Source organism: Bartonella occidentalis, assembly GCF_037070875.1.
Classification (GTDB): Bacteria; Pseudomonadota; Alphaproteobacteria; order Rhizobiales; family Rhizobiaceae; genus Bartonella.
Window position 1 is genome coordinate 1 of record NZ_JAYMZJ010000001.1, and the last position, 19,970, is coordinate 19,970.

The following is a 19,970-nucleotide window of genomic DNA, read 5'->3' on the forward strand; positions in this document are numbered from 1 at the left end:
AACCGCTCTCGTTACAGCGCTATATAGAACCCTTTTCTTCAAAGAGTCAACAGGTTTTTCAAATAAAAGAAAAAATAAATAAATTTCTTTAAACTGCAACTAAAAGTTTATAAAAATAACGAGTATTCCTTAATAAGAGCAATTATATAGGAGAAGTTATTTAAAATGGTTTTCATGCTTTTATTGCTCTTAATATCCATTCAACCAATTCATTTTTTAACAAAGAATTAACATGTATTTCCAAAAAAATAATCAAATTCTTGTAGAAACACTCCAAGCTATGCTAGCCTTTTACGCCTAATATTCTATTTAGTCTTAAAACGAGTATTAAAAATTTATGTGGGATAACCAACATCATAAAAATGATCCTGGGCAAGACCCTGCTCTTTTAGTCAAACGCTTTCAGCCTGCTCGTCGACAAGTTTCCATTCGTTGGCTCACAGGAACAGTTCTTACGGGAATTACTTCTTGCATTCTTATGGGTATTGCGCTCTTTGCTGCTCTAGATGAACAGCAACGGCTAGTGACACCTCCACAATGGTTTACTCAAGATAACCTCTTAAAAGCACAAAATCTTAATGCCAATGGATATAAAGGTGATCGTATTTCTCCCACACGTGCACGACAAAGTTTCGACAGTAAGCGCCAATTTGAATTATCAATTTTGCAAAAAAAGGGGGATAAAAAAGTCATTCAAACCCAAAGTTTTAAATGGATCCGTATGGCTTTAGCTGAAGAACGCCCACATCACTATACCTATCCTAAATTTGATTCCTTAAGTATTTTAACTAATGATGCGAAAAATTATACTGCCACCCCAGAAGATTCCGGCCAAATTTACGGGGCAAAAGTAGAAACCAAAATGACTCTAAGCAATCATAACTTTATTATTGATCAAGTCAATTTTGATGGAGCAGATACCCTTACTTCCGATGAAGCACAACAGGAATTAAAAAAATCTGGATTTCCTTTGGATAGAGCCAACGAACATCTCTCAATCCTAAAGCAGCTAGATCCCTTAAACTTAGATGATTTATCCTCTACTTCCCAATTTACCGATACCCCAGAGGTACGAATCATTCAAGAAAATGTAACCATTTCTCCTAAAAATCACCGAATTGATCTCACCAAAAATTATGCTGAGGATATTATTCCCATTCATAAAAAACAAAAAATAATCGATGCTCTGAAAAAAAACGACTATGAAAAAAAACAAGTTGAACAGGTTGCAAACGCTTTAGCCATGTTTAACCGTTCTGATACGCTCAAAGAGAGAAATCTTATACGCATCGGAATTGTCACACAACCTGGAGAAGAAGATCTTATTGTGCGTGCAAGCATCTATAAAGGAATGCACCATATTCTTACAATTGCTCTTAATGATAACAACCAATTCGTTGAAAGTGCAGAACCAGAAATGTCACATGCACTTAAAACAGCTTTTCAAAATGGAATCCCTCACATCAATACAGAACAATTACCAACAGCTTATGATGCTATCTATAATGCTGTGCTCAGCAATAATATGTCGAGATCCCTTTCGCAGCATATCATTCGTCTTCTTGCACCCCATATTGATATGAAAAGTCGGATAACGCCGACGGATCATCTTGAAATATTTTATGCGGTACCACAACAAAACGGAACAAATTCGCACAGTAAAGAAACAAAAAATGGCAAAAATAACTCAAATGAGAAAAAATCTACCACGAATGTAGATCCTGAGATTCGTTATATTAGCGCCACATTCGGGAACACAACTTATAAATACTATCGCTATCAATCAAAAGACGGTAGTATTGACTATTATAATCCAGAAGGGAAAAGCTCAAAACCTTTTTTACTCCGCAAACCTCTTCCAAATGGCATTTTTGTTTCCCCCTTCGGCACACGAAAACACCCTATTTTAGGGTATGTTCGAATGCATACGGGAGTTGATTGGGCTGCACCAAAAGGGTCGCCGATTCTCGCTGCAGGAGATGGTGTTATCAAAAGCATGGGTGTAGTAGGTGGCTATGGGAATCATACAGAAATTCAACATGCCAATGGATATGTCAGCAGCTATTCACACCAAAGCCGTTATGCCCCAGGTCTTAAACCAGGCGATAAAGTGAAACAAGGACAAATTATTGGATATGTTGGATCAACAGGGATGGCGACAGGTCCTCATTGCCATTTTGAGATCATTGTCAATGGCAGAAAGGTTGACCCCATGCGTATCCGTCTACCCGATAGTAAATCTCTCACCAGTCAAGATTTACAAGCATTCCTACGAGAAAAAAATAATATTGATTCTTTAATCAATAGCCCTGTCACATCATCATAAGGCGTTTGTTAAGCGACCTTTTAAGTATAACACTGATGGAAACGTATCAGCATCAGCTCTTACAAATTTGCGCCCAGCACAGTAAAAAATTTGCAAGAGCTGATGCAACCACAAATCTCCAAAGAGGAACCCCATGATTCTTCTATATTCTGCTGACATCATGGGAATCACATCAAAATGATCTACTGTTTCTTTTTAAAAGTCTGATCTTACCAACAACAACCAATCTTGATCAAAACTTATCATCTGGATAGGAAAAGATGAAAAAACTTCACAACAAAAAAGCGTAGTGTAAAAAAATAGAAGAATACGAACGAACAGCATAAAAATATAAGACTTATACTTCAAAACATAAAGATGATGAAGTTCAGTAAATTTGTCCTGATATCTTTCAATCAACAGAACATAAAAAATGAACTTGAGAGAAAGCCGCGATGCATCTTAACAAGTTATGTGCGTTATATATTATAATATAGATATGCACAGCAGCTTTGTGGCTGCTTGTGTTATTGCTTATAATATAGAAAATTGAGTTAAATTCGTGAAGTATGTGTGGGGTTTCCTATAAAAGCCATTGCTAAAATGATTGAATCCGTAAAAATACAGCACTGATTTTTTTAATGGATCTCTTCCCCTAATAGGGGAAAGAAAGATATTTATCACGTATGGTTTTAAAAATGATTCAATTGACATGGCTGATGTAAAAACAGAGTCTACTGTTATCTCTATTAAGAAAATTCTTCGGATTAGCAAAAAAGGTTTCACCATTCTGATACAGCAAAACGAACAACCATCATAAATTTCCACGATCCTAGCAGATTCATCATAATCGCTTCTCATTTATATTTTATAATTGCCAAAGCAACCTATGATGATCAGTTTAAATGAAGCATATCAAGACAATTTTACTTAAAAGGATTAGTTTCTATGCCTTTTATTGCGCATGAAACAATGATATATTTTTATCGACCAACAACCACAAAGACTCTCCCCAAAGAGCGCTCTATCGATAGACAAAATAGAATATACACTTAAGAGCTCATAAGATATAAAATCGAATGATTGGTTTTTTCAAAGATTTTGGCCTGCTAGGTATAGGTTTCATATGTTTCCCTAACCACACGTTTATAAAAGCCTTTCTCTCATTTAAGAATAACAGAAAAGATTTTTCAAAAGAAAATCAATCTGTTATTTTAACTATTCACACTCAATTTTGGCAAAGGAATCATAACCTTTGTACCACCTAAAGCAGACGTTTCAAATAGTGGTTTCTCACCAAACTGCATACAAAGTTGTTCAATAACTAAGCGGCCTAGCCCTGTTTTTTTGTTTGCGCTTTGACTGCTTATACCCACACCATCATCTTCTACCACCAGCATCATTTGGCCATTTTTTTGGGAGCCAAATGAAATATAAATATTTCCAGAACGCTGATCAGGAAAAGCATGCTTTAAGGAGTTTGTTAACAATTCACCAAGAATAATCCCAAGTGTTGTTGCATCTCTTGAAGACAATCGACAGTCTTTAAAGGAAGTATGAATAGCTATGTTTTCACGCAATTCAAAAGGCACGGCCAATTCAACATCATGAACCACCAAACTAAGAAACTCTGCCAACGACGTTGTTTCCATATCATCACCCAAACGTAAACGACGATGCGCCGCCGATATTGTCTGGATACGATCACGTGCAGCACCAAGAACAGAGCGCACTTCTTCATTTGTACTACGATTTAATTGTAAACCAAGCAGAGAAGATACTGTACCAAGAGAATTTCCAATACGATGGCTCGCATCCTGTAACAACATTTCAACACGTTGGCGTTCCTTTTCAGCGTGATTGCGTGCGCGTTCCAATTCTTGTGTGCGCTCTTTCACGCGAGCTTCAAGGGCAGCGTTTTCACTATGAAGCAGCAATTGGTACATTTTTAAGGAGCGCACATCGCGATGAAAACGATTAATAACAAAATAAGCCGAAATAAAAGTACTCACGACAGAAATAATCGCTGCTAATGTTAACGCAGCTCGCATAAGCGCTATATCCTCACGCTGTTTTTGCCGCACAACATCATCGCCATTAATAAAACTTGTCATCAATTGAGCTAAATGAGCAATTTGAACTTTTGGGATTTCAGGCAAAGCGGAAAGAGATAAAGCTTGATCAGAGCGCCCCTCAAGAGCAAGCATGTGCGCATCCATCAGGGCTTTACGTGCTTCCACTTCTTTTTTAAAAGCGCTAAACCATTCATACCATTGTGGATGTGCATAAACGATGAGTGCGGCATACTCTAAAATATCGTTAAGACTACGAACTGCATTTTCAAAACGTGCTTTATCTTCCAGACTGCGTGTTCTTGTATAGCTACGATCAGCCACAGCCATATCGATTAAACTAATGAGCACTAAATCAGCCTGTTCGCGTAATTCTGAGCTTGTATTCAATCGTGCGACTTCTCGATCAACAGCATTTGAAAGCAAAATAATAAAAGCCGACGCCAAAAAAGCCATAATAAGAGAAACAATAATCGCCGCCCAACGCCAACGCGATATTGTTGAAACAGAAGTAGGTATTTTAGAAAACAAATTCGTCTTTGTTATCATAGAATTTCCATCGGCGAATCTGAAAATCATCACTTTTCAGCACAAAGGAGAATGATTGCTTATGGATCATAGCGCAAAGCCTGATGGATATTGTTCAGGCTTCCCTTATTTTTTTGCCGAGGAGATACGCTAAACACTCTAAATTTCCTCAGAATTCTGACTTTACTCTGATAGCTATAAAGAGAATCAAAACAAGGCTATCAACCATATTATTTTACGATTTACGCTTAATTTACGCTTTTTAACCGCGAAATGAACACAGTGTACTTCCCGCTGAATAAGAATCAGGACCATAATCAGATTCACCATTCACCTTGAGAAGTTCCTGCAAACGATTACGCGCTCTGCTCACACGACTTTTGATTGTTCCAACGGCACAACCACAAATAGCTGCAGCGTCTTCATAAGAAAAACCGGAGGCACCAATGAGAATGATGGCCTCTTTTTGATCATTAGATAACCTATTTAAGGCTTTTTGAAAATCTTGCAAATCGAGTGACCCATATTGAGCAGGATGAATAGCCACATTTTGAGTAAATACACCATCACTGTCTTGAACTTCTCTTCCTTTTTTGCGCAATTGACTGTAAAATTCATTCCGTAAAATAGTAAAAAGCCAAGCTTTGAGGTTCGTTCCCATTTCAAAACTGTCTTGCTTGGCCCACGCTTTCATAATGGTGTCTTGAACCAAGTCTTCAGCTTTATCGTGTTTGCCGCTTAAAGAAACAGCAAAAGCTCGTAGTGTCGGTAAGATCAAAAGTAACTCCTGTTTAAAATCTGGCACGCCTGTTGTCATGAAAAATCAAACCTTTTTCGCATTTCTTAAGCTTAACTTTTCTGCCTGATCTAATCTTTCCAAAAGCTCTAATAGACGTACAGGCAGTGCTTCTTCCTGAATTTCCATGTAAAACTGACGCAATTTACGTGCTATTTCACTGTTGACCCCGAGAATATCATCTCCAAAAGAAAAGTAATTGGTGAGATTTTTTTCATCACGGTCGTTCATTTTTCATCCCCTTAATCCATATATATATTAAAAGTAGAATTGAAAAGAGTTTTCTCTTCATAGTTGAATATAATTTTATATGAGCAAAGTTCCATATGAGCAGAGGAACTTTTTTATCTGTTGGGGATTTCACTCAGGAAAAGTGGTTTAAAAGCCAAAGGAGTTATAAAGTATGTCATTATCAACACGGATCGCACCGCACCTTCCCTATCTTCGACGTTTTGCCCGTTCTGTTACCGGCAGCCAAACATCTGGAGATGCCTATGTATCTGCGATGCTAGAAGCACTCATTGCTGATATTTCTATTTTCCCCAAAGCATCCAGCGACCGTATTGGTACTTATTGGCTTTTTTGCCAGCTTTTTGACCAAACTGCGCCCAATATTCCAGATCAACTGCCACAATTTGGTCTTGAACAAAAAGCCAGTGCAAAATTATCTTATCTCACACCACGTGCACGCCAAGCCTTTTTATTGGTTGCAGTTGAAGGATTTAATGAGCGAGAAGCGAGAGAAATCATGCACATTGATGCGAAAGAGTTTCGCAAACTCCTCAACCAAGCATCAATCGATATTTCCGAACAAATTGCTACACAGGTTATGATTATTGAAGACGAGCCTCTGATTGCAATGGATATTGAACAAATGGTCAAAAGCCTTGGGCATCAGGTTGTAGGAATTGCACGCACCCGTGACGAAGCTATTATCATGCATCATCAAAAAAAACCACGCATGATTTTGGCTGACATTCAACTAGCGGATAATAGTTCTGGCATTGATGCAGTTAATGACATTTTAAAAAATGATCCTATCCCAGTGATTTTTATCACTGCTTTTCCTGAAAGATTACTCACTGGAGAGCGTCCAGAACCAACTTTTTTAGTTACAAAACCCTTTAATCCGGACATGGTTAAAGCTCTTATATCACAGGCTTTATTTTTTCAAAAGAACACTTCCAAAGCCGCTTAGTACAAGATAACCATTTTATTATGATTGTTACTTCTATTCCAAAGCCACCGATAGACAAATCACATCTGAGCGCCTTAATGCAAGCAATTCGAAGCGCTGATATTTTTGTTTTATATCAAACAACAAATTTAGTTTACTTATGGGCTGAAAACTTACCAAAGCATTTGCATAATAAATGGCGGGTGGGATGTCGTGACAGTGATTTTTTTTCGCTCGATCTTGCTGACAATATGGAAACAATCAAGTTGCAGGTCTTAGCCACTGGCAAAATGCAAACCATTGAAGCACGGTTTGAGGATACAACAAAACAAGCTATTTGGTACAAATTTTCGGTTGATTGTCATCATAACGATAACGGGGAAATTATCGGTATTATCACCACCGGCGTTGACATTTCAGGGTTACGCCGGCGTGAACAAGTCCTTAAAATATTACTCCGAGAAGTCAGCCACCGCTCTAAGAATCTTTTAGCTATCATACAAAGTATTGCCAGCCAAACCGCGCACTATACCGAATCGCTTCAAATCTTTTTACGTAAATTTCAAGGACGTATTCATTCTCTTTCTCATTCTCAAGATCTCATTACAGATTCTGATTGGCGTGGTGCCCAATTTCGCGAATTAGTCCATTCGCAGGCTCTAGGATATTTGACGAAAAAAACAGAACGCTTTTCTGTTGAGGGCTTAGATCCTTATCTCTTTCCAAATGCAGCATTGCATATTGGCTTGGCCTTTCATGAGTTAATTGTCAATTCTTTCTCTTTTGGAGCTTTATCACAAGAAAAAGGAAGCATATGTGTGCGCTGTGAAGTCCAAACCGCAATGGATGAAAAAACGCAACTTCTTATCACTTGGCATGAAAATTTTGAATCGAAATCTCTTCTTTCCGCTAACCATCAAGCCTGTTTTGGCAGTGCGGTTTTAGAAAAAATTGTCCCAGTCGCTGTAAATGGCTCGGCCTCTTTTAAATTGACCGAAGAAGGAATTGTTTATTGCTTATGTGTTCCTGATACTTATTTTGATACCTTTTCTTAGACAAAGTATAGAACAATCTCTCGGTAGAGTACCTTTTTAGAAAGCATCTTAATATTCAAAAAGAAACTTGCATATCATTGGGCAGATATCTGAGACCCTCAACATTGTGAACAAAACTTGCATATCATTGGGCAGATATCTTAAATCCCCAGCATGAGCAGATATCTGAGATCCTCAACATTGTGAACAAAACTTGCATATCATTGGGCGGATATCTTAAATCCCCAGCATGAGCAGATATCTGAGATCCTCAACATTGTGAACGAAACTTGCATATCATTGGGCAGATATCTTAAATCCCCAGCATGAGCAGATATCTGAGACCCTCAACATTGTGAACAAAACTTGCATATCATTGGGCAGATATCTTAAATCCCCAGCATGAGCAGATATCTGAAACCCTCAACATTGTGAACAAAACTTGCATATCATTGGGCAGATATCTTAAATCCCCAGCATGAGCAGATATCTGAGACCCTCAACATTGTGAACAAAACTTGCATATCATTGGGCAGATATCTTAAATCCCCAGCATGAGCAGGTATCTGAGATCCTCAAACATTGTGAACAAAATTGTAGTCATTTTAGTAAATACATTAAGCACCCGCATAAGAGTTTTTCTTATACAATCATTTCCTTGCAGCTTCTCTTGAACAAAGTTCACGAGCACAAAACTCATTCTGGAACAAAAAATCTTTGAAGACGTTTGACAGTAAGTAAGCAAGCAACTTTATGCTGATAAATTACATAGTGCTCTGCCAACCTCTTATTCGGAAAGTATGTCATGAAGCCACTCTTTTTTATTTTATTACTTGTTTCATGTACAGATGACTTTAACAGCTGTTATTCTAATAATACAATGGTCAAAACTTATCCAACAGCACAAGAATGTGAACAAGCCCTTCTACCGTCTATCCAAAAATTGATTCTTTCTGGAGAACAAATTTTTGCCCAATGCACAAACGTGCGTGCAGACTTATATCAACACACAGTGAAGATCACCTGGTCTGTAACAAATCGAGGCAATTTACTCCTTAAACATCAAAATACCGACGATAGCCTGAATACAGATTATCCAACAGATATTTTTACCTCATCATCCTTTCTTTCGCATAAGGTTCCCATAGAATTCTTGCACAAAAATAATTAAAAGGATACATTCAGCACATTCTAAAAAACGAACGAAGAGTACAGCATGGCGGATCATAGACAACAAGTCCATATCTTAGAAGATCATAACAATACAGAAACATGCACACCCCTCGATCACCCCTTAGATCCTGCAGTAGAACGTGTAAGAAAAAAACTTATGCGTTTAATGATTATTTCTATTTCAATAACGCTTGTTCTTCTCCTTGCTGTATTGCTTGGAATAGTGTACAAAGTTGTGGCAACGCACTCAATACCACAAGAAGGAATCTCTTTCTCTTTTGACGCTAAAAATCCAAAGATTTCCCAGCACACACTCTCCTTACCTAAAAATACACAAATTTTGTCACAGAGCCTTTCAGAACACAATATCGTATTGAAGATTTTAACGCCAGACGGACAAACAAAATTTGTCATTTATAATTACGATACCGGTGCACTTGTTGCGATACTCTCAGTTGACATAACACAAGAAGCATCAACAATCATCTCTAATTAAAAATGAAGCACGCCTTTAAGAACAATGATATCCTTCTCAAAGGCGCTTAAACACTATTTTCTCGTTTAAACATTTCCTTCTGCAGAAGATGTAACCACACGCCGCCGCCGTGGTTTTCTTTGCACTTCTTCACTTAATTCTTCACTTAATAAAGCGAGCGAGGAAGCTTCTTCTGTTGACATATCCCTGTTTTTGGCAATCTCTTTTATTTCCTGTGCAAGTTCAACGGATGGATCTTCTTTATCTCTTACAACACGCCGACGCGGAGCTCGCCGTGGCTTTTTGACAATTTCAACATTTTCTTGCACAGCAATGTGCTCTTGACCATTTTTCTCATTTTGTAGAGCACCCGCATCCAATTCATCACCCGCATGTCCATTTGGTGCCTTGGTTTGTTGCCCATTGTTATTCTTTTTCTTTGATGCAGACTTATCAGAGCTTACATCATCCCTTTTTTCACATTCAATATTTACTTCGTCACATTCTTGCTCACTATTTTCATCACGCCGAGCGGGTTGAGACATTTGCGCAACTGCTGCTAGAATGATACGCAAATAATGTTCAGCATGTTGCAAATAATTCTCAGACATAATGCGATCACCACTGCCTTGTGCATCACGTGCAAGGCTTATGTATTTATCGGCAATTTGCTGAGCATTTCCACGAATCTTAACATCTGGACCGCTGCTCTCATAATTACGAGATAAAGGGTTAGGGCCGCGACGATTATTGTTGTTGTTCCCATTATTGTTATTATTGCGACCGCGTACCCGTCTATTTTGTTGTGGCCTCATATTCATCCCTTTTGGAGTGTCTATCTTAGTTGACTTTCTTGATCGATTAACTCTTTGTTTACCGCATTATTCTTCTAATACTGATAATGTTTAAAATACGGTCATCAAACTATCCGCGTTTTATTTTACCGATACCTACTGATATCTGATAAAAACATATATTTTCTGAAAATCACAAAAACAGCTGGGAAAAATCAATCCCAAAAACCTCTGTTTTCCTTTTAATCAGCAAAAACCTAGTGATGTTCACATAAAATGCCAAGTGTTTTTTTTAAAATAGGTCAAATTTCATCAAAAAAGTCACCTTCTTGTGGAAAAACAGCAAAAAATGAAAACACACAACAACATTCTGGCAAGCAAACAACCCAACAACCTCTACCAGTAAAAAAGGTGTCTCTTTATTTGCCTCAAAAAACCACTGCTCCTAAAAAACGCCGCTACTCTCCGTTTATTCGCGCATTTAGCTTGTAAACGCTTACGCCCCCACAAATTACCAAATCAATATACTTACCATCTGAACATAGCCTCTTTTCTGGACTAAAGCAACCCCACTTATAGGCAACTCCTCAACTCCCGCTTGATAAAACCACCTTAATTCATAGGTAAGTTAACCAATCGCATTGTTCAAGTACTCTTCATGTCAACCAACCATTATTTTTGCGAAAATCAGCAAATTTCGTAGAAATTTTCAGCCTATTTTCTTAAATCCTATGATGAATCCATGCTTTCCCCCCCAAATAATCACAATCTTTCAAAATACTCTAACAAATACACCATCCTCCTTTTAAAATATCATTGGAACACTCAACAAAAGTATCAAACTGTACTTTTAACTTTTTATTGGCTTAATAACAAGAAAAGGATTCCTACAACACCAGCTGCAACATTTTTAGGTTTAGATCACTTAAATACCAAAGAAGAGAGACGCTATTTTTGAAAATGAATTTTCAAAAATATTGACAAAAAACTTAAAAATTTTCTTTTTGGGCTATTTAAAGACAATTTATGCGTCTTTTTGAGCCAATCAAAATGGTAAATTTTATAGTTTGTGTGAAAGCATTATTTCAGATTTTTTTAAAGAGATCTCAACTCAAATATTTTCTAGAACAAAAAACAAAAACTTATACAACAGAAGAAATATCAGGAGCATCTGTAGAGATACACTATTTAATCATGCAATCTTCCCCAACAGCAATAGTCATCTCATATATTCATCATCAATCCGTAGACTACTATATTTTCCCGCCGCTTCACAGCTTAATTTTCACGGGTTATACCAGGTACAAAATATCTTTTAGCCGAGAATTTTCACAACATACATTTCATCCCAATAACAACTAATTAAAACAAGACAAAAGCACACGTATTGATTCTTATCATTTTTGCACTATTTTTATGAATACCCAGAGCATCTTTTGCGAAGACACACAAAACCACTAAAACATTACCAGAAATATTTTATGTGAAATTGGTAGCTATGGAATGATTGCGCTTTTCGCAATTATAAAAGGCACTTTTAATATTTTGCTGAAATTTTAGGAAGATCGATGAACCAACGCCCGATTTTTGCTCGCCCCTTTTGTCCTGTTATTTTAAGCGCAACTTAAATCTATTTTCATTTTAGCAGATCAAAAGACGACACCAATGATGACTGTCACCCTAATAGTTGGGTTATGAGTCAAATTAACCCTTCCCAACATGAGCCTCTAGAAGCCACTGGTTATTGACATAAAATTTATAAAGTGATTCCAAGTATCTTATAAATCCTATCAAAGGGATTATAATAATCCTTTCACACCCAAAGATACAATTTGTACCAATACTGCCTGTCAATGAAATGAATATGAGACAGAGACAATCGTTTAAATTTAAAATGAACAATCTTGATTGCAATAGGAATTTGCAATGAAAATTTAAACACCTTCATGCTTTTTTTAAAGAACGTGTTTTTATGTACTATTTTCTGGTTTCTGCCAAGTTGTTCCCCCAAGCGCCTAAGATACATGCGTAGAGCTTGTATTCTAATCTCCATGATTTTTTTCCGAACAAGAATGAACTTTGTTTCCATGAGATATTCTTTGATAATATTTTGGGGCACCAAACTTAAAGCATGCCATTAAACTAGTGGGCAAACAAACTTAAAAGTGGTTTCGCACTGTATATCCGTCGTTCTTTTTTTCATTAATAAAACAATCCCTTAAGAGAAAATAGCTTCCATCTCCTGGCCGCACCATTTTGATACATTTTTCCTTTGATTTGTCAGAAAGATCATCCCACATACTACGAATAGCAAAATAGGCTTCACTCTCTAAATTCATACAGCGATCATAAACGTCTTTTTTCATATCAGGCAGAACGGAAGCTGCGATTTCCTTACAATAAACACGCAAATCAAATGTCGGCACGGTCAAAACCATAGGACGTTGTTGTACAGCTTGCGGTGTAGGGAAAAAGTAATCGGCAACTTTCTTAATGGTAACACCAGAGAAAAAAATACACAAAGCAATCAGACCAACACGAGAAGCTATACGATTAAATTTTTTGCGATACAACTTCCTCATCGCATGAATTCTTCGTTCCAATATGCACCTCCTCTAGTATATTAGGGTAAATTTTACCACAAGCAATAATGTCAAGATAACCAATCTTTCTCCATAGGCATTATAATGGTGCTACCACGCTCCTTGTATGGAAAGGTACCCTTCTCGTTCCCAAAAAGGAACATTTTTCTTAAAATTTTCTGTTCTCTTAACTGTTTTATTTTCGTTATCGTTTGAAAATTGTTATTAAAGACTTTTTTGTTCGGTCTATAGAGAAGAGTGCGAAATATTGATCACGGAGTTTGGTTTCAAAGTGCCAGACAGAAGGCAACAGACTTCAATTCATCTATTTTTTCTCTTTTATGCTTTTTGTGACAAACCGACTAAGAGATGTTGGATTTCTGTATATTTTCACGGTCATGCACATTCCATAGGGAATTGAAATATCCAAGACTCAAAAATAGGCTTTCCAATTTAATAAGCGTTCAACACGGCACACAATATTTGCTTATTTTATGGTTCCCAACACTTTTGCTTTTGACCAAAGAGATCTGTTGCCAGAACCCATCGTGATAACAACGGTTCTCTTTTCACTAAAAATGCGGGTTGATTAATGACTGGTGGTTTTGTCCACCCCACGCAAGACAGTGGAACATTCGTCTGGCACCCCGCCAAGAGCAAGACAAACATGAAAAGGAGAAAGAGAAAAAATTTTATCATTGATTTTTTTACGATTTTGAAAAGCGGAAACAGCTTGCATCAAAGTCCTGTTTCTCTCAAAAGAGCGTCCATAAAAAAAGCTGCTCAACGCAGCAACAATTACTAGGGTTATCATTAAACTCAAACGAAACAAAATATGCCCTCCCTATTATTCTCTCATCCGATAGATAGCCATTCCAATACCGACTATGGTAGCCAACACCATAATAACAGCTAAAGCCCATTGTATAGGTCCATACCCAGTAAAAAACCCAGTTAACCCTGAAAATGAGCTAATGATTGGAGCCAAAACTTCAGCTTCTGCAAAGGGGCTTTTTGGCACTTCTACTTCTTGATAATTAGGGGAAACATAGGCACCTTTTGTCCACAAACCTGCTTCAGCGGCTCGCCGATACACGAGCCCCTGTAGGCGTTTTCCTCCTGCTTTGGTCCATTTTTGCAATTCAACAGGGATGGATTCATAATCACCTTCATTGAGCTTTTTTAAAAGCGTAGAATTGCAAAAAGCTTCTGTTCCAACATTATAGCAAAATGAGACAAGGGCAGCAAATTGCTCATTCGTTAAAAATTGTTTCACCCTATGTTCAACAGTTTTTTCAAATTGTGCTAAATCTTTTTGCAATATAACTTCTGCTTGACTTTTAGTAATCTGCATTCCTTCTTGCACGAAAGGTTTACCGGATTGTGTGGTGTGACCATATCCAATTGTCCATACCCCGGCTGCATCTTTATAAGCATGCAAGCGAAGCCCTTCCCATTGTTTAATGAGCGCAAGCCCCTCTTTTGATATTTTTCGCATTTTTTCAAACTCCTCCTCAGATGACTTAGAGTATATAAAGATGAAATTAGGGAATGAAGCGGAACGACTTTACTTTCCGGCTTGAATATTGTGCTTATTGGTTTTTATTTTCTTCTTTACTTTCTTTTTTGTCTATTGCACCGTAATCAGCATTAGCCATTTCACTATCTTTTTCTGTATTTGATTTATGTTTAACATTCTCAAGATCTTGAATAATCGCTTTCAATTGTTGTTCTAAAACATCGATACGCTGAGAAGTTTTTTTGGTATTTTTGGTCTGTTTTTCATCAAAACTCTTAATGTTTTGACGCACATGATCTAACAACGCATTTAAAGGCACATGTCCCATTCTTCCATTGGAATAGAAAACGATGCGAATATGTTCAGGATCATCAATATCAGCGATAGAAAATGGAAAGAGCAGCATTTCATATCCTCGTATTTTTTCGATGAATAAAGTGCAAACAAGGATTATCTTTATTAATCCTGCTTGTCTGAGAGCGTTTTTGTATAGTTGCGTTAACACGGCGACATTTTCTTATGGAAACAGTGTGTTAAAGCTCATCACAGCTGAGTATATCTGCATAAACATGCAGATATCTTTTTATGAACTAAAGGGTGCTGCTACCCAAACATACTCGATATATTGATATCTCAATCGATAGCACTTTGGGCAGTTTTTACTGTATTAAGACAATTTTGTTTTATACTCTAAAATACCTTACAGCATTTTTTTGTTTATATTCTACTACCATTTTATGTATATCGCTGTGTGTATTTGCAAAACTCAAAGCATTTTAATTATAACAATGCTTTACTTGCGTTTTTCTGTCCCATAGATCACTTTAGGGGCAGAAAGGTTTTCATATTTTGATACAGAAACCCATGATCACCACATAAAATCTAACATTCAAGCATTTTTTGATAACAAAAGCGCAATAAGCTCTAAGAGAGATAGGCTTTATAACTTTTAAGAATCCGCTCTCAATTTTTGCCAACAAAACCAAAAGAAATATCAAACGACCCCACAACGGTGTCACAGCTTCCAATTTTTTTATTCAAGGCTGTTATCATTTTAGGCGACGTTAATGAGCAATGAGCGCTTGCATGAATAGACTTCACAACATGATTATTTTTGCATATCCGTTACTTGTATTTTATATCTGATGATCATAGCAGTGTCTGAGATGCACGACAAAATTGAGTAACTTTAGGAGATAGGAAGATTTTGATCACTTACAAATTGTGTATTTCTTTTTCTTTCATTATCAGCACATAAAATTATTTTTTGAGAAATCCTATATGTTATGCACTATGACCTAATTGATTTTTTGTTTTTTCATTTTCGACCTACTCTTATCAATGAAGGTATTTTAGTAGCATAATCCACCAATGGATAAATTGACCTCATACACTCTGTCTTTTTTTCAAGGGAAAAAAATGAATAAAAAGAGAAGATAGAAAGGACAAAATTTTGTTTTTAGGCTCTGTCACTTTTTTCATTTTAAAGCCAATTTTACTATAATTGACGTACAATAATTTTGTTTTTGGATCCATATAAACGGCATCAGGATTTAAACGCATCACCTCTTGAGCAAGAACACCGCAATAGCGTTGAGAATTTCCTTTATAATTAAAGGTATAAAGTGGATAACCGTTTTTTTTTCCTACGGGTGTAATATTGTCTTTTGCTCTGACATCAGACAGTCCCAAAACCCCCCCCATTAATCCGAGGAATTTCTGAATATCGTTTAATGGATCGCTGACAACTGATGGGGTTGTTATTGATTGCCCCGATGTTGTTCCGTAGTTTCCTGCAGCTTGTTTTCCTATATTGAGCAAGCGCCCCAGCTGGTTCCAATCTTTATTATTTTCTTCTGTCCATTTTTGGCGCTCAGCATCTAAAGTATTTTGGCGCGCTGTATCTTGAACCATCCCTCCCTTCAAAGCGTTACTTTGAGCATTACTTTGCCCTTGAAAGTAAGCGTTAGCAGCATTAACCTGATCACGCAATGAGCTATCAATCATCTGATTTGCATTCATCATATTTTTAATATCTTGATTATACTGCTGCGCAGTAGCATTTGTTGCCAAAGCCCCCAGTTCGTCGGTCAGCACCCCTGTGTGGGCACCAGATCCATAGCGCCCAGCTCCTGACATTGATTGATTAATAGCATCAGATGTTTTACTGAGTGCATTTTGCAATGCAGCATTAAATTTGCTATTATTGCCGATCAAGTTTCCCTGTGCCATATTGGAAAGATTTGAAGCACTTTGTGTTGGCGCATTAAACCACCCAGTAAGAGGTGAATTGTTGTATTGGTTAGCAGCTTTTTGTAAACCAGTGATGGCATTTTGTGTTGTATCACTTAAACCAGCGGATCGCTCTCCTTTGTAAACATTACCACCGATACCTTTATTAAAAAGATCAAGGGCTTTAGAACTTGCTGTTTTAAAGATATCTTCTGCCCATATGGGTGGAGCACTTGTTTGTGTTTTTGTTTGCACTTGAGGTGTTACTTTTTTTCTCATGGGGCTAAAACCTTTCTATAATGAATCAGATTAAGAGAATATCCATGATGAGCGAGCTTTTTAGCCCATCCATACCTTCCGAACGTGAGAATTTCCTCAGCATTGATTTTACGAGCCCATTTTTCGACGGTATCAATTAATTTAACCAAATTGGCTCCTCCTTTTCCTGCAAGATCCAAAATGACCACGCGTTTTTTTCCCGTACGTGTCACTTCAATTTTTGTGACAACGAATGCACTAAATTTGGTATTATTTTTTAGGATGATCCAGAATTGTGTTTTTCCTGTAACGATTTCCAGAGCCATTGTCTGCAAACACACATCATCTGGAAATCGCTTAGCATATTTTTTCATAGCGGCATTAATGTCATTTTGATAGGGTTTTATTTTTTCCCATGGCCATTGATTGGTTAGAAAGATAGAATAAGGGTTTTGTCTGTCTTGTTTGAGTGTCATAATTTTAGCTTTTTTATTCTTTTTCAATGCACCAAATCGTTGATTATGTATCATGAGCTCAACGAATGACTTTTCATGATAATGGATGAGTTTTTAACGCATACCAGCAGGTTTCAACTCTACATCGAATCCAGTTACGTGAGACCAATTGACTCCCTCAGGGATTCTCAATTTAAATCGATAAAACCTTGCTCTTACGCGATAATGGATTTGTCCAGTATTATGAGAAGGCTGTTTTTCTGGCAGCCAAATTGTTTTTTCTTGCAGTGATTGACGTAAACGTATTCCGACAGATACATAAAATTCTCCGCTATTGACCTGAGGCATAATATTTTTAACCCTCGTTATCATACCATTTGTCTGTCCCATTTCTTGCGAGATCAGAACACATGCCATAGGTTTACCAGAAAATGAACCGAGCCTTCCTTGATAATCAAAGGCGCCAAGAACAGGCGATTCATTTTTCCAAACTTTACTGTCGAGAGAGAAAGCTAAATCATCAATATTTTCTGAAACAGAATCGAGTCCTTCTAAAGTGATACCGGATAAGAAAATGGGTAAAATCATGTTAATTTTCAAAACAGCTTTAGTCCATTTTTGTAACCCCCAATCATAAATGAGTAAGAGTCGTTCTTTATCGGTATCATCTCCATCAACCATCCAATAAACACGATTATAAACCCCATCCACAGCGGCAGACAGCGATGATCGATTATTATTGCTAATCTTTGTTGTCACGGTTCGATCCACTTTTTCGAAACCGATTGGCGTAATCTGTCCATCGTTGGTTATCTGATAAAATCCTCCTTCATCAGCAAAAAAAGAAAAATTGCCTCGACACACGATAGATTCTGCGTTTTTTACCCCACGTTTATCGTGTATTTTTTGGAAACTGAAGATAATCTTTGATCCAGGAATAAAGGATCCGGCATAGATTGCGGAACGCATAAAGATGATAGGATTTGTTGTTTCAGTTGACCCTTGGACATATCCACCATCAGGAAAATCTTGATAGTCGCAGCTTTTTTGCCCCACGGTCCAAAATTCTGCATCATTTAATCCAGACCAATGGACACGTCGTGGATACTCTGTCAATTTCATCAAACAAACGAAGTCGCCCCATACACGAACGAGTCCAGCTTTAGGTGGATTTCCTTTTAAATCTCTAAATCTCACATCATGACCAATATCGATCACTTGTGGTTTATCATTTGCATTAACGGCAATGACATAATCACCAAACAAGGCGAAAGACCAAGGAGCATCGACATTTGCAAGATATGGCTTTTCATTTCGGCTAATATCTTTCCACTGCATTGTTGTATTATCGAGAAGATATAATTTTTTTTCTGCGCCAACAATAATTGAGACACCCAACTTTGTTTTGACAGCGATAGCAGATAAAACGCGATCAGGACAAGGCTCTGTTAAAGGGGTAAAGCTTGGCATAGGGATATATGACCCATCGGCTGGCAACACATTGGTAAGATCATCGGTAAAGATACCATTAATATCAGCGACATCGGGTCGATAATCAGCAATCGGAAAAAAGGCCATTTAAAACCCCACTGGCATAATTTTTGAAGAATTTTTTTTGCGTGATGTTTCGGTGCGCAAGAGCTTCAGCTGTTCTTGAAAGTCATTAAAAGCAACGGCGGCATATTCAGGATCTTTGAGGATATTTTTGTAAAGTTCGTATTTTGCGCGTGCTTTAATAAGATCAAAGGCATAGATCATCCAAGGATCGTTTTCGTGTATGACATTTTCCTCATTATCGCGCTCAGAAGTGCGAGAAAAGCATACGGTTCCCATATTTTTAGGCGTTGGGAAAAGCCCGATTTTTTGATCCACACAGGTATAAAAGAGAGGCGTTCCTTGCGGTGATGTCTCTTGATATTTTTCTTGCAATACTTCGAAAGTTTCATAAAGCAACTGGGTTTGTGTTGCAGGATTTGTACCTAAAAAAACGGACTGGATATCTTTTCCTTCTCCAATAAAGAGTCCGTCTTGTTGACCATACCATGTTTTTCCAGTTCGTATTTTAAACGTTATTGTTCCTTTTTCATTAAAGAATAATGGCTCATGTTTACAGAAACGCAAAGCAGCAAAAATTGAATCTTGAATTTGTACGGGATATTCATCTGTTGTATCATCAATTTCATCTTGAATAAGCGCAACCATATGAGAAAAAATTTTAGACTGGTTTACTTGTATAGAATCGATGGATGAAATAGTTGTGGTCATAAACAATTATACTCCTTCTTTGTTAAGGATGATGGCATCAGTTTAAGCATTACGTTTGTCCTCCTCTCAGCAGACTATTTGCCGTAAGCACACAACAACCTTATAAGCAAAAATTTTAGGGTGACCTGGTTGTCCAGAATGGAGCAATAAACAGCCGCAATCATAAACAATGCTACTTCTTCTTTGTTAAGGATGATGGCATCAGTTTAAGCATTACGTTTGTCCTCCTCTCAGCAGACTATTTGCCGTAAGCACACAACAACCTTATAAGCAAAAATTTTAGGGTGACCTGGTTGTCCAGAATG

The 19,970-nt window shown here is 37.3% G+C and carries 18 protein-coding genes; 6 read left to right on the top strand and 12 right to left on the bottom strand.

Annotated features, from left to right (window positions below; all coding sequences use genetic code 11):
• Positions 1-337: 337 nt before the first annotated feature.
• Positions 338-2,326, top strand: a complete 1,989-nt coding sequence (locus WCP78_RS00005; RefSeq protein WP_336278473.1) for a M23 family metallopeptidase — start codon at positions 338-340, stop codon at positions 2,324-2,326.
• A gap of 1,193 nt (positions 2,327-3,519) precedes the next feature.
• On the opposite strand, the gene WCP78_RS00010 is transcribed toward WCP78_RS00005, so the two are convergent.
• The 3 genes from WCP78_RS00010 to WCP78_RS00020 all read right to left on the bottom strand — a co-directional run bounded on the left by WCP78_RS00010 (position 3,520) and on the right by WCP78_RS00020 (position 5,932).
• Entirely contained in the window at positions 3,520-4,926 is a 1,407-nt protein-coding gene (locus tag WCP78_RS00010) for a sensor histidine kinase (RefSeq protein WP_336278474.1), read from the bottom strand.
• Between the two features lie 241 nt (positions 4,927-5,167).
• The gene (locus WCP78_RS00015) at positions 5,168-5,722 is read right to left on the bottom strand and encodes an RNA polymerase sigma factor (RefSeq protein WP_336278475.1); all 555 of its coding nucleotides are present in this window, start codon (positions 5,720-5,722) and stop codon (positions 5,168-5,170) included.
• Between the two features lie 6 nt (positions 5,723-5,728).
• A complete protein-coding gene (locus tag WCP78_RS00020) occupies positions 5,729-5,932 on the bottom strand; it encodes a NepR family anti-sigma factor (protein WP_336278476.1) in 204 nt (67 codons plus the stop codon).
• A 172-nt stretch (positions 5,933-6,104) separates the two neighbouring features.
• On the opposite strand from WCP78_RS00020, the gene WCP78_RS00025 reads away from it, so the two are divergent.
• From WCP78_RS00025 to WCP78_RS00040, 4 genes are all read left to right on the top strand, one after another.
• Complete coding sequence (locus WCP78_RS00025; RefSeq protein WP_336278477.1) at positions 6,105-6,899, top strand: response regulator; 795 nt, start codon at positions 6,105-6,107, stop codon at positions 6,897-6,899.
• Positions 6,900-6,919: 20 nt separating this feature from the next.
• Positions 6,920-7,933, top strand: a complete 1,014-nt coding sequence (locus WCP78_RS00030) for a PAS domain-containing HWE histidine kinase family protein (protein WP_336278478.1) — start codon at positions 6,920-6,922, stop codon at positions 7,931-7,933.
• A 784-nt stretch (positions 7,934-8,717) separates the two neighbouring features.
• Positions 8,718-9,083, top strand: coding sequence for a hypothetical protein (locus tag WCP78_RS00035; protein WP_336278479.1), 366 nt, complete (start codon positions 8,718-8,720; stop codon positions 9,081-9,083).
• Between the two features lie 45 nt (positions 9,084-9,128).
• Positions 9,129-9,581 carry a hypothetical protein gene (locus WCP78_RS00040; protein WP_336278480.1) on the top strand — a complete coding sequence of 151 codons (453 nt, stop codon included), beginning with the start codon at positions 9,129-9,131 and terminating at the stop codon, positions 9,579-9,581.
• 65 nt (positions 9,582-9,646) lie between these two features.
• On the opposite strand, the gene WCP78_RS00045 is transcribed toward WCP78_RS00040, so the two are convergent.
• Entirely contained in the window at positions 9,647-10,375 is a 729-nt protein-coding gene (locus WCP78_RS00045) for a DUF4167 domain-containing protein (protein ID WP_336278481.1), read from the bottom strand.
• Positions 10,376-10,630: 255 nt separating this feature from the next.
• On the opposite strand from WCP78_RS00045, the gene WCP78_RS00050 reads away from it, so the two are divergent.
• Positions 10,631-10,846 (top strand): hypothetical protein, encoded by a 216-nt coding sequence (locus WCP78_RS00050; protein ID WP_336278482.1) that lies wholly within the window; start codon positions 10,631-10,633, stop codon positions 10,844-10,846.
• Between the two features lie 1,667 nt (positions 10,847-12,513).
• Here WCP78_RS00050 and WCP78_RS00055 read toward each other — a convergent pair.
• The 8 genes from WCP78_RS00055 to WCP78_RS00090 form a co-directional block, all read right to left on the bottom strand.
• Positions 12,514-12,957, bottom strand: coding sequence for a hypothetical protein (locus WCP78_RS00055; protein ID WP_336278483.1), 444 nt, complete (start codon positions 12,955-12,957; stop codon positions 12,514-12,516).
• A gap of 568 nt (positions 12,958-13,525) precedes the next feature.
• Positions 13,526-13,768 carry a hypothetical protein gene (locus WCP78_RS00060; RefSeq protein ID WP_336278484.1) on the bottom strand — a complete coding sequence of 81 codons (243 nt, stop codon included), beginning with the start codon at positions 13,766-13,768 and terminating at the stop codon, positions 13,526-13,528.
• Between the two features lie 15 nt (positions 13,769-13,783).
• Positions 13,784-14,434 carry a gene transfer agent endolysin BgtA gene (bgtA, locus tag WCP78_RS00065; RefSeq protein ID WP_336278485.1) on the bottom strand — a complete coding sequence of 217 codons (651 nt, stop codon included), beginning with the start codon at positions 14,432-14,434 and terminating at the stop codon, positions 13,784-13,786.
• Between the two features lie 94 nt (positions 14,435-14,528).
• The gene (locus tag WCP78_RS00070) at positions 14,529-14,861 is read right to left on the bottom strand and encodes a hypothetical protein (RefSeq protein ID WP_336278486.1); all 333 of its coding nucleotides are present in this window, start codon (positions 14,859-14,861) and stop codon (positions 14,529-14,531) included.
• A gap of 980 nt (positions 14,862-15,841) precedes the next feature.
• Positions 15,842-16,966 carry a BaGTA-type gene transfer agent maturation protease BgtD gene (gene bgtD / locus WCP78_RS00075; RefSeq protein ID WP_336278487.1) on the bottom strand — a complete coding sequence of 375 codons (1,125 nt, stop codon included), beginning with the start codon at positions 16,964-16,966 and terminating at the stop codon, positions 15,842-15,844.
• Positions 16,963-17,421, bottom strand: a complete 459-nt coding sequence (locus WCP78_RS00080; RefSeq protein WP_336279096.1) for a hypothetical protein — start codon at positions 17,419-17,421, stop codon at positions 16,963-16,965. The genes bgtD and WCP78_RS00080 overlap by 4 nt, the downstream gene beginning before the upstream one ends.
• 93 nt (positions 17,422-17,514) lie before the next feature.
• Complete coding sequence (bgtE, locus tag WCP78_RS00085; RefSeq protein WP_336278488.1) at positions 17,515-18,978, bottom strand: gene transfer agent protein BgtE; 1,464 nt, start codon at positions 18,976-18,978, stop codon at positions 17,515-17,517.
• Positions 18,979-19,665, bottom strand: a complete 687-nt coding sequence (locus WCP78_RS00090) for a hypothetical protein (protein ID WP_336278489.1) — start codon at positions 19,663-19,665, stop codon at positions 18,979-18,981. It abuts the gene before it with no gap.
• Positions 19,666-19,970: the final 305 nt, after the last annotated feature.

Coding starts and splice junctions, on each gene's coding strand:
- WCP78_RS00005 (WP_336278473.1), top strand. CDS start 338: ATGTGGGATAACCAACATCATAAAAATGATCCTGGGCAAGACCCTGCT.
- WCP78_RS00010 (WP_336278474.1), bottom strand. CDS start 4,926: ATGATAACAAAGACGAATTTGTTTTCTAAAATACCTACTTCTGTTTCA.
- WCP78_RS00015 (WP_336278475.1), bottom strand. CDS start 5,722: ATGACAACAGGCGTGCCAGATTTTAAACAGGAGTTACTTTTGATCTTA.
- WCP78_RS00020 (WP_336278476.1), bottom strand. CDS start 5,932: ATGAACGACCGTGATGAAAAAAATCTCACCAATTACTTTTCTTTTGGA.
- WCP78_RS00025 (WP_336278477.1), top strand. CDS start 6,105: ATGTCATTATCAACACGGATCGCACCGCACCTTCCCTATCTTCGACGT.
- WCP78_RS00030 (WP_336278478.1), top strand. CDS start 6,920: ATGATTGTTACTTCTATTCCAAAGCCACCGATAGACAAATCACATCTG.
- WCP78_RS00035 (WP_336278479.1), top strand. CDS start 8,718: ATGAAGCCACTCTTTTTTATTTTATTACTTGTTTCATGTACAGATGAC.
- WCP78_RS00040 (WP_336278480.1), top strand. CDS start 9,129: ATGGCGGATCATAGACAACAAGTCCATATCTTAGAAGATCATAACAAT.
- WCP78_RS00045 (WP_336278481.1), bottom strand. CDS start 10,375: ATGAGGCCACAACAAAATAGACGGGTACGCGGTCGCAATAATAACAAT.
- WCP78_RS00050 (WP_336278482.1), top strand. CDS start 10,631: ATGCCAAGTGTTTTTTTTAAAATAGGTCAAATTTCATCAAAAAAGTCA.
- bgtA (WP_336278485.1), bottom strand. CDS start 14,434: ATGCGAAAAATATCAAAAGAGGGGCTTGCGCTCATTAAACAATGGGAA.
- WCP78_RS00070 (WP_336278486.1), bottom strand. CDS start 14,861: ATGCTGCTCTTTCCATTTTCTATCGCTGATATTGATGATCCTGAACAT.
- bgtD (WP_336278487.1), bottom strand. CDS start 16,966: ATGAGAAAAAAAGTAACACCTCAAGTGCAAACAAAAACACAAACAAGT.
- WCP78_RS00080 (WP_336279096.1), bottom strand. CDS start 17,421: ATGACACTCAAACAAGACAGACAAAACCCTTATTCTATCTTTCTAACC.
- bgtE (WP_336278488.1), bottom strand. CDS start 18,978: ATGGCCTTTTTTCCGATTGCTGATTATCGACCCGATGTCGCTGATATT.
- WCP78_RS00090 (WP_336278489.1), bottom strand. CDS start 19,665: ATGACCACAACTATTTCATCCATCGATTCTATACAAGTAAACCAGTCT.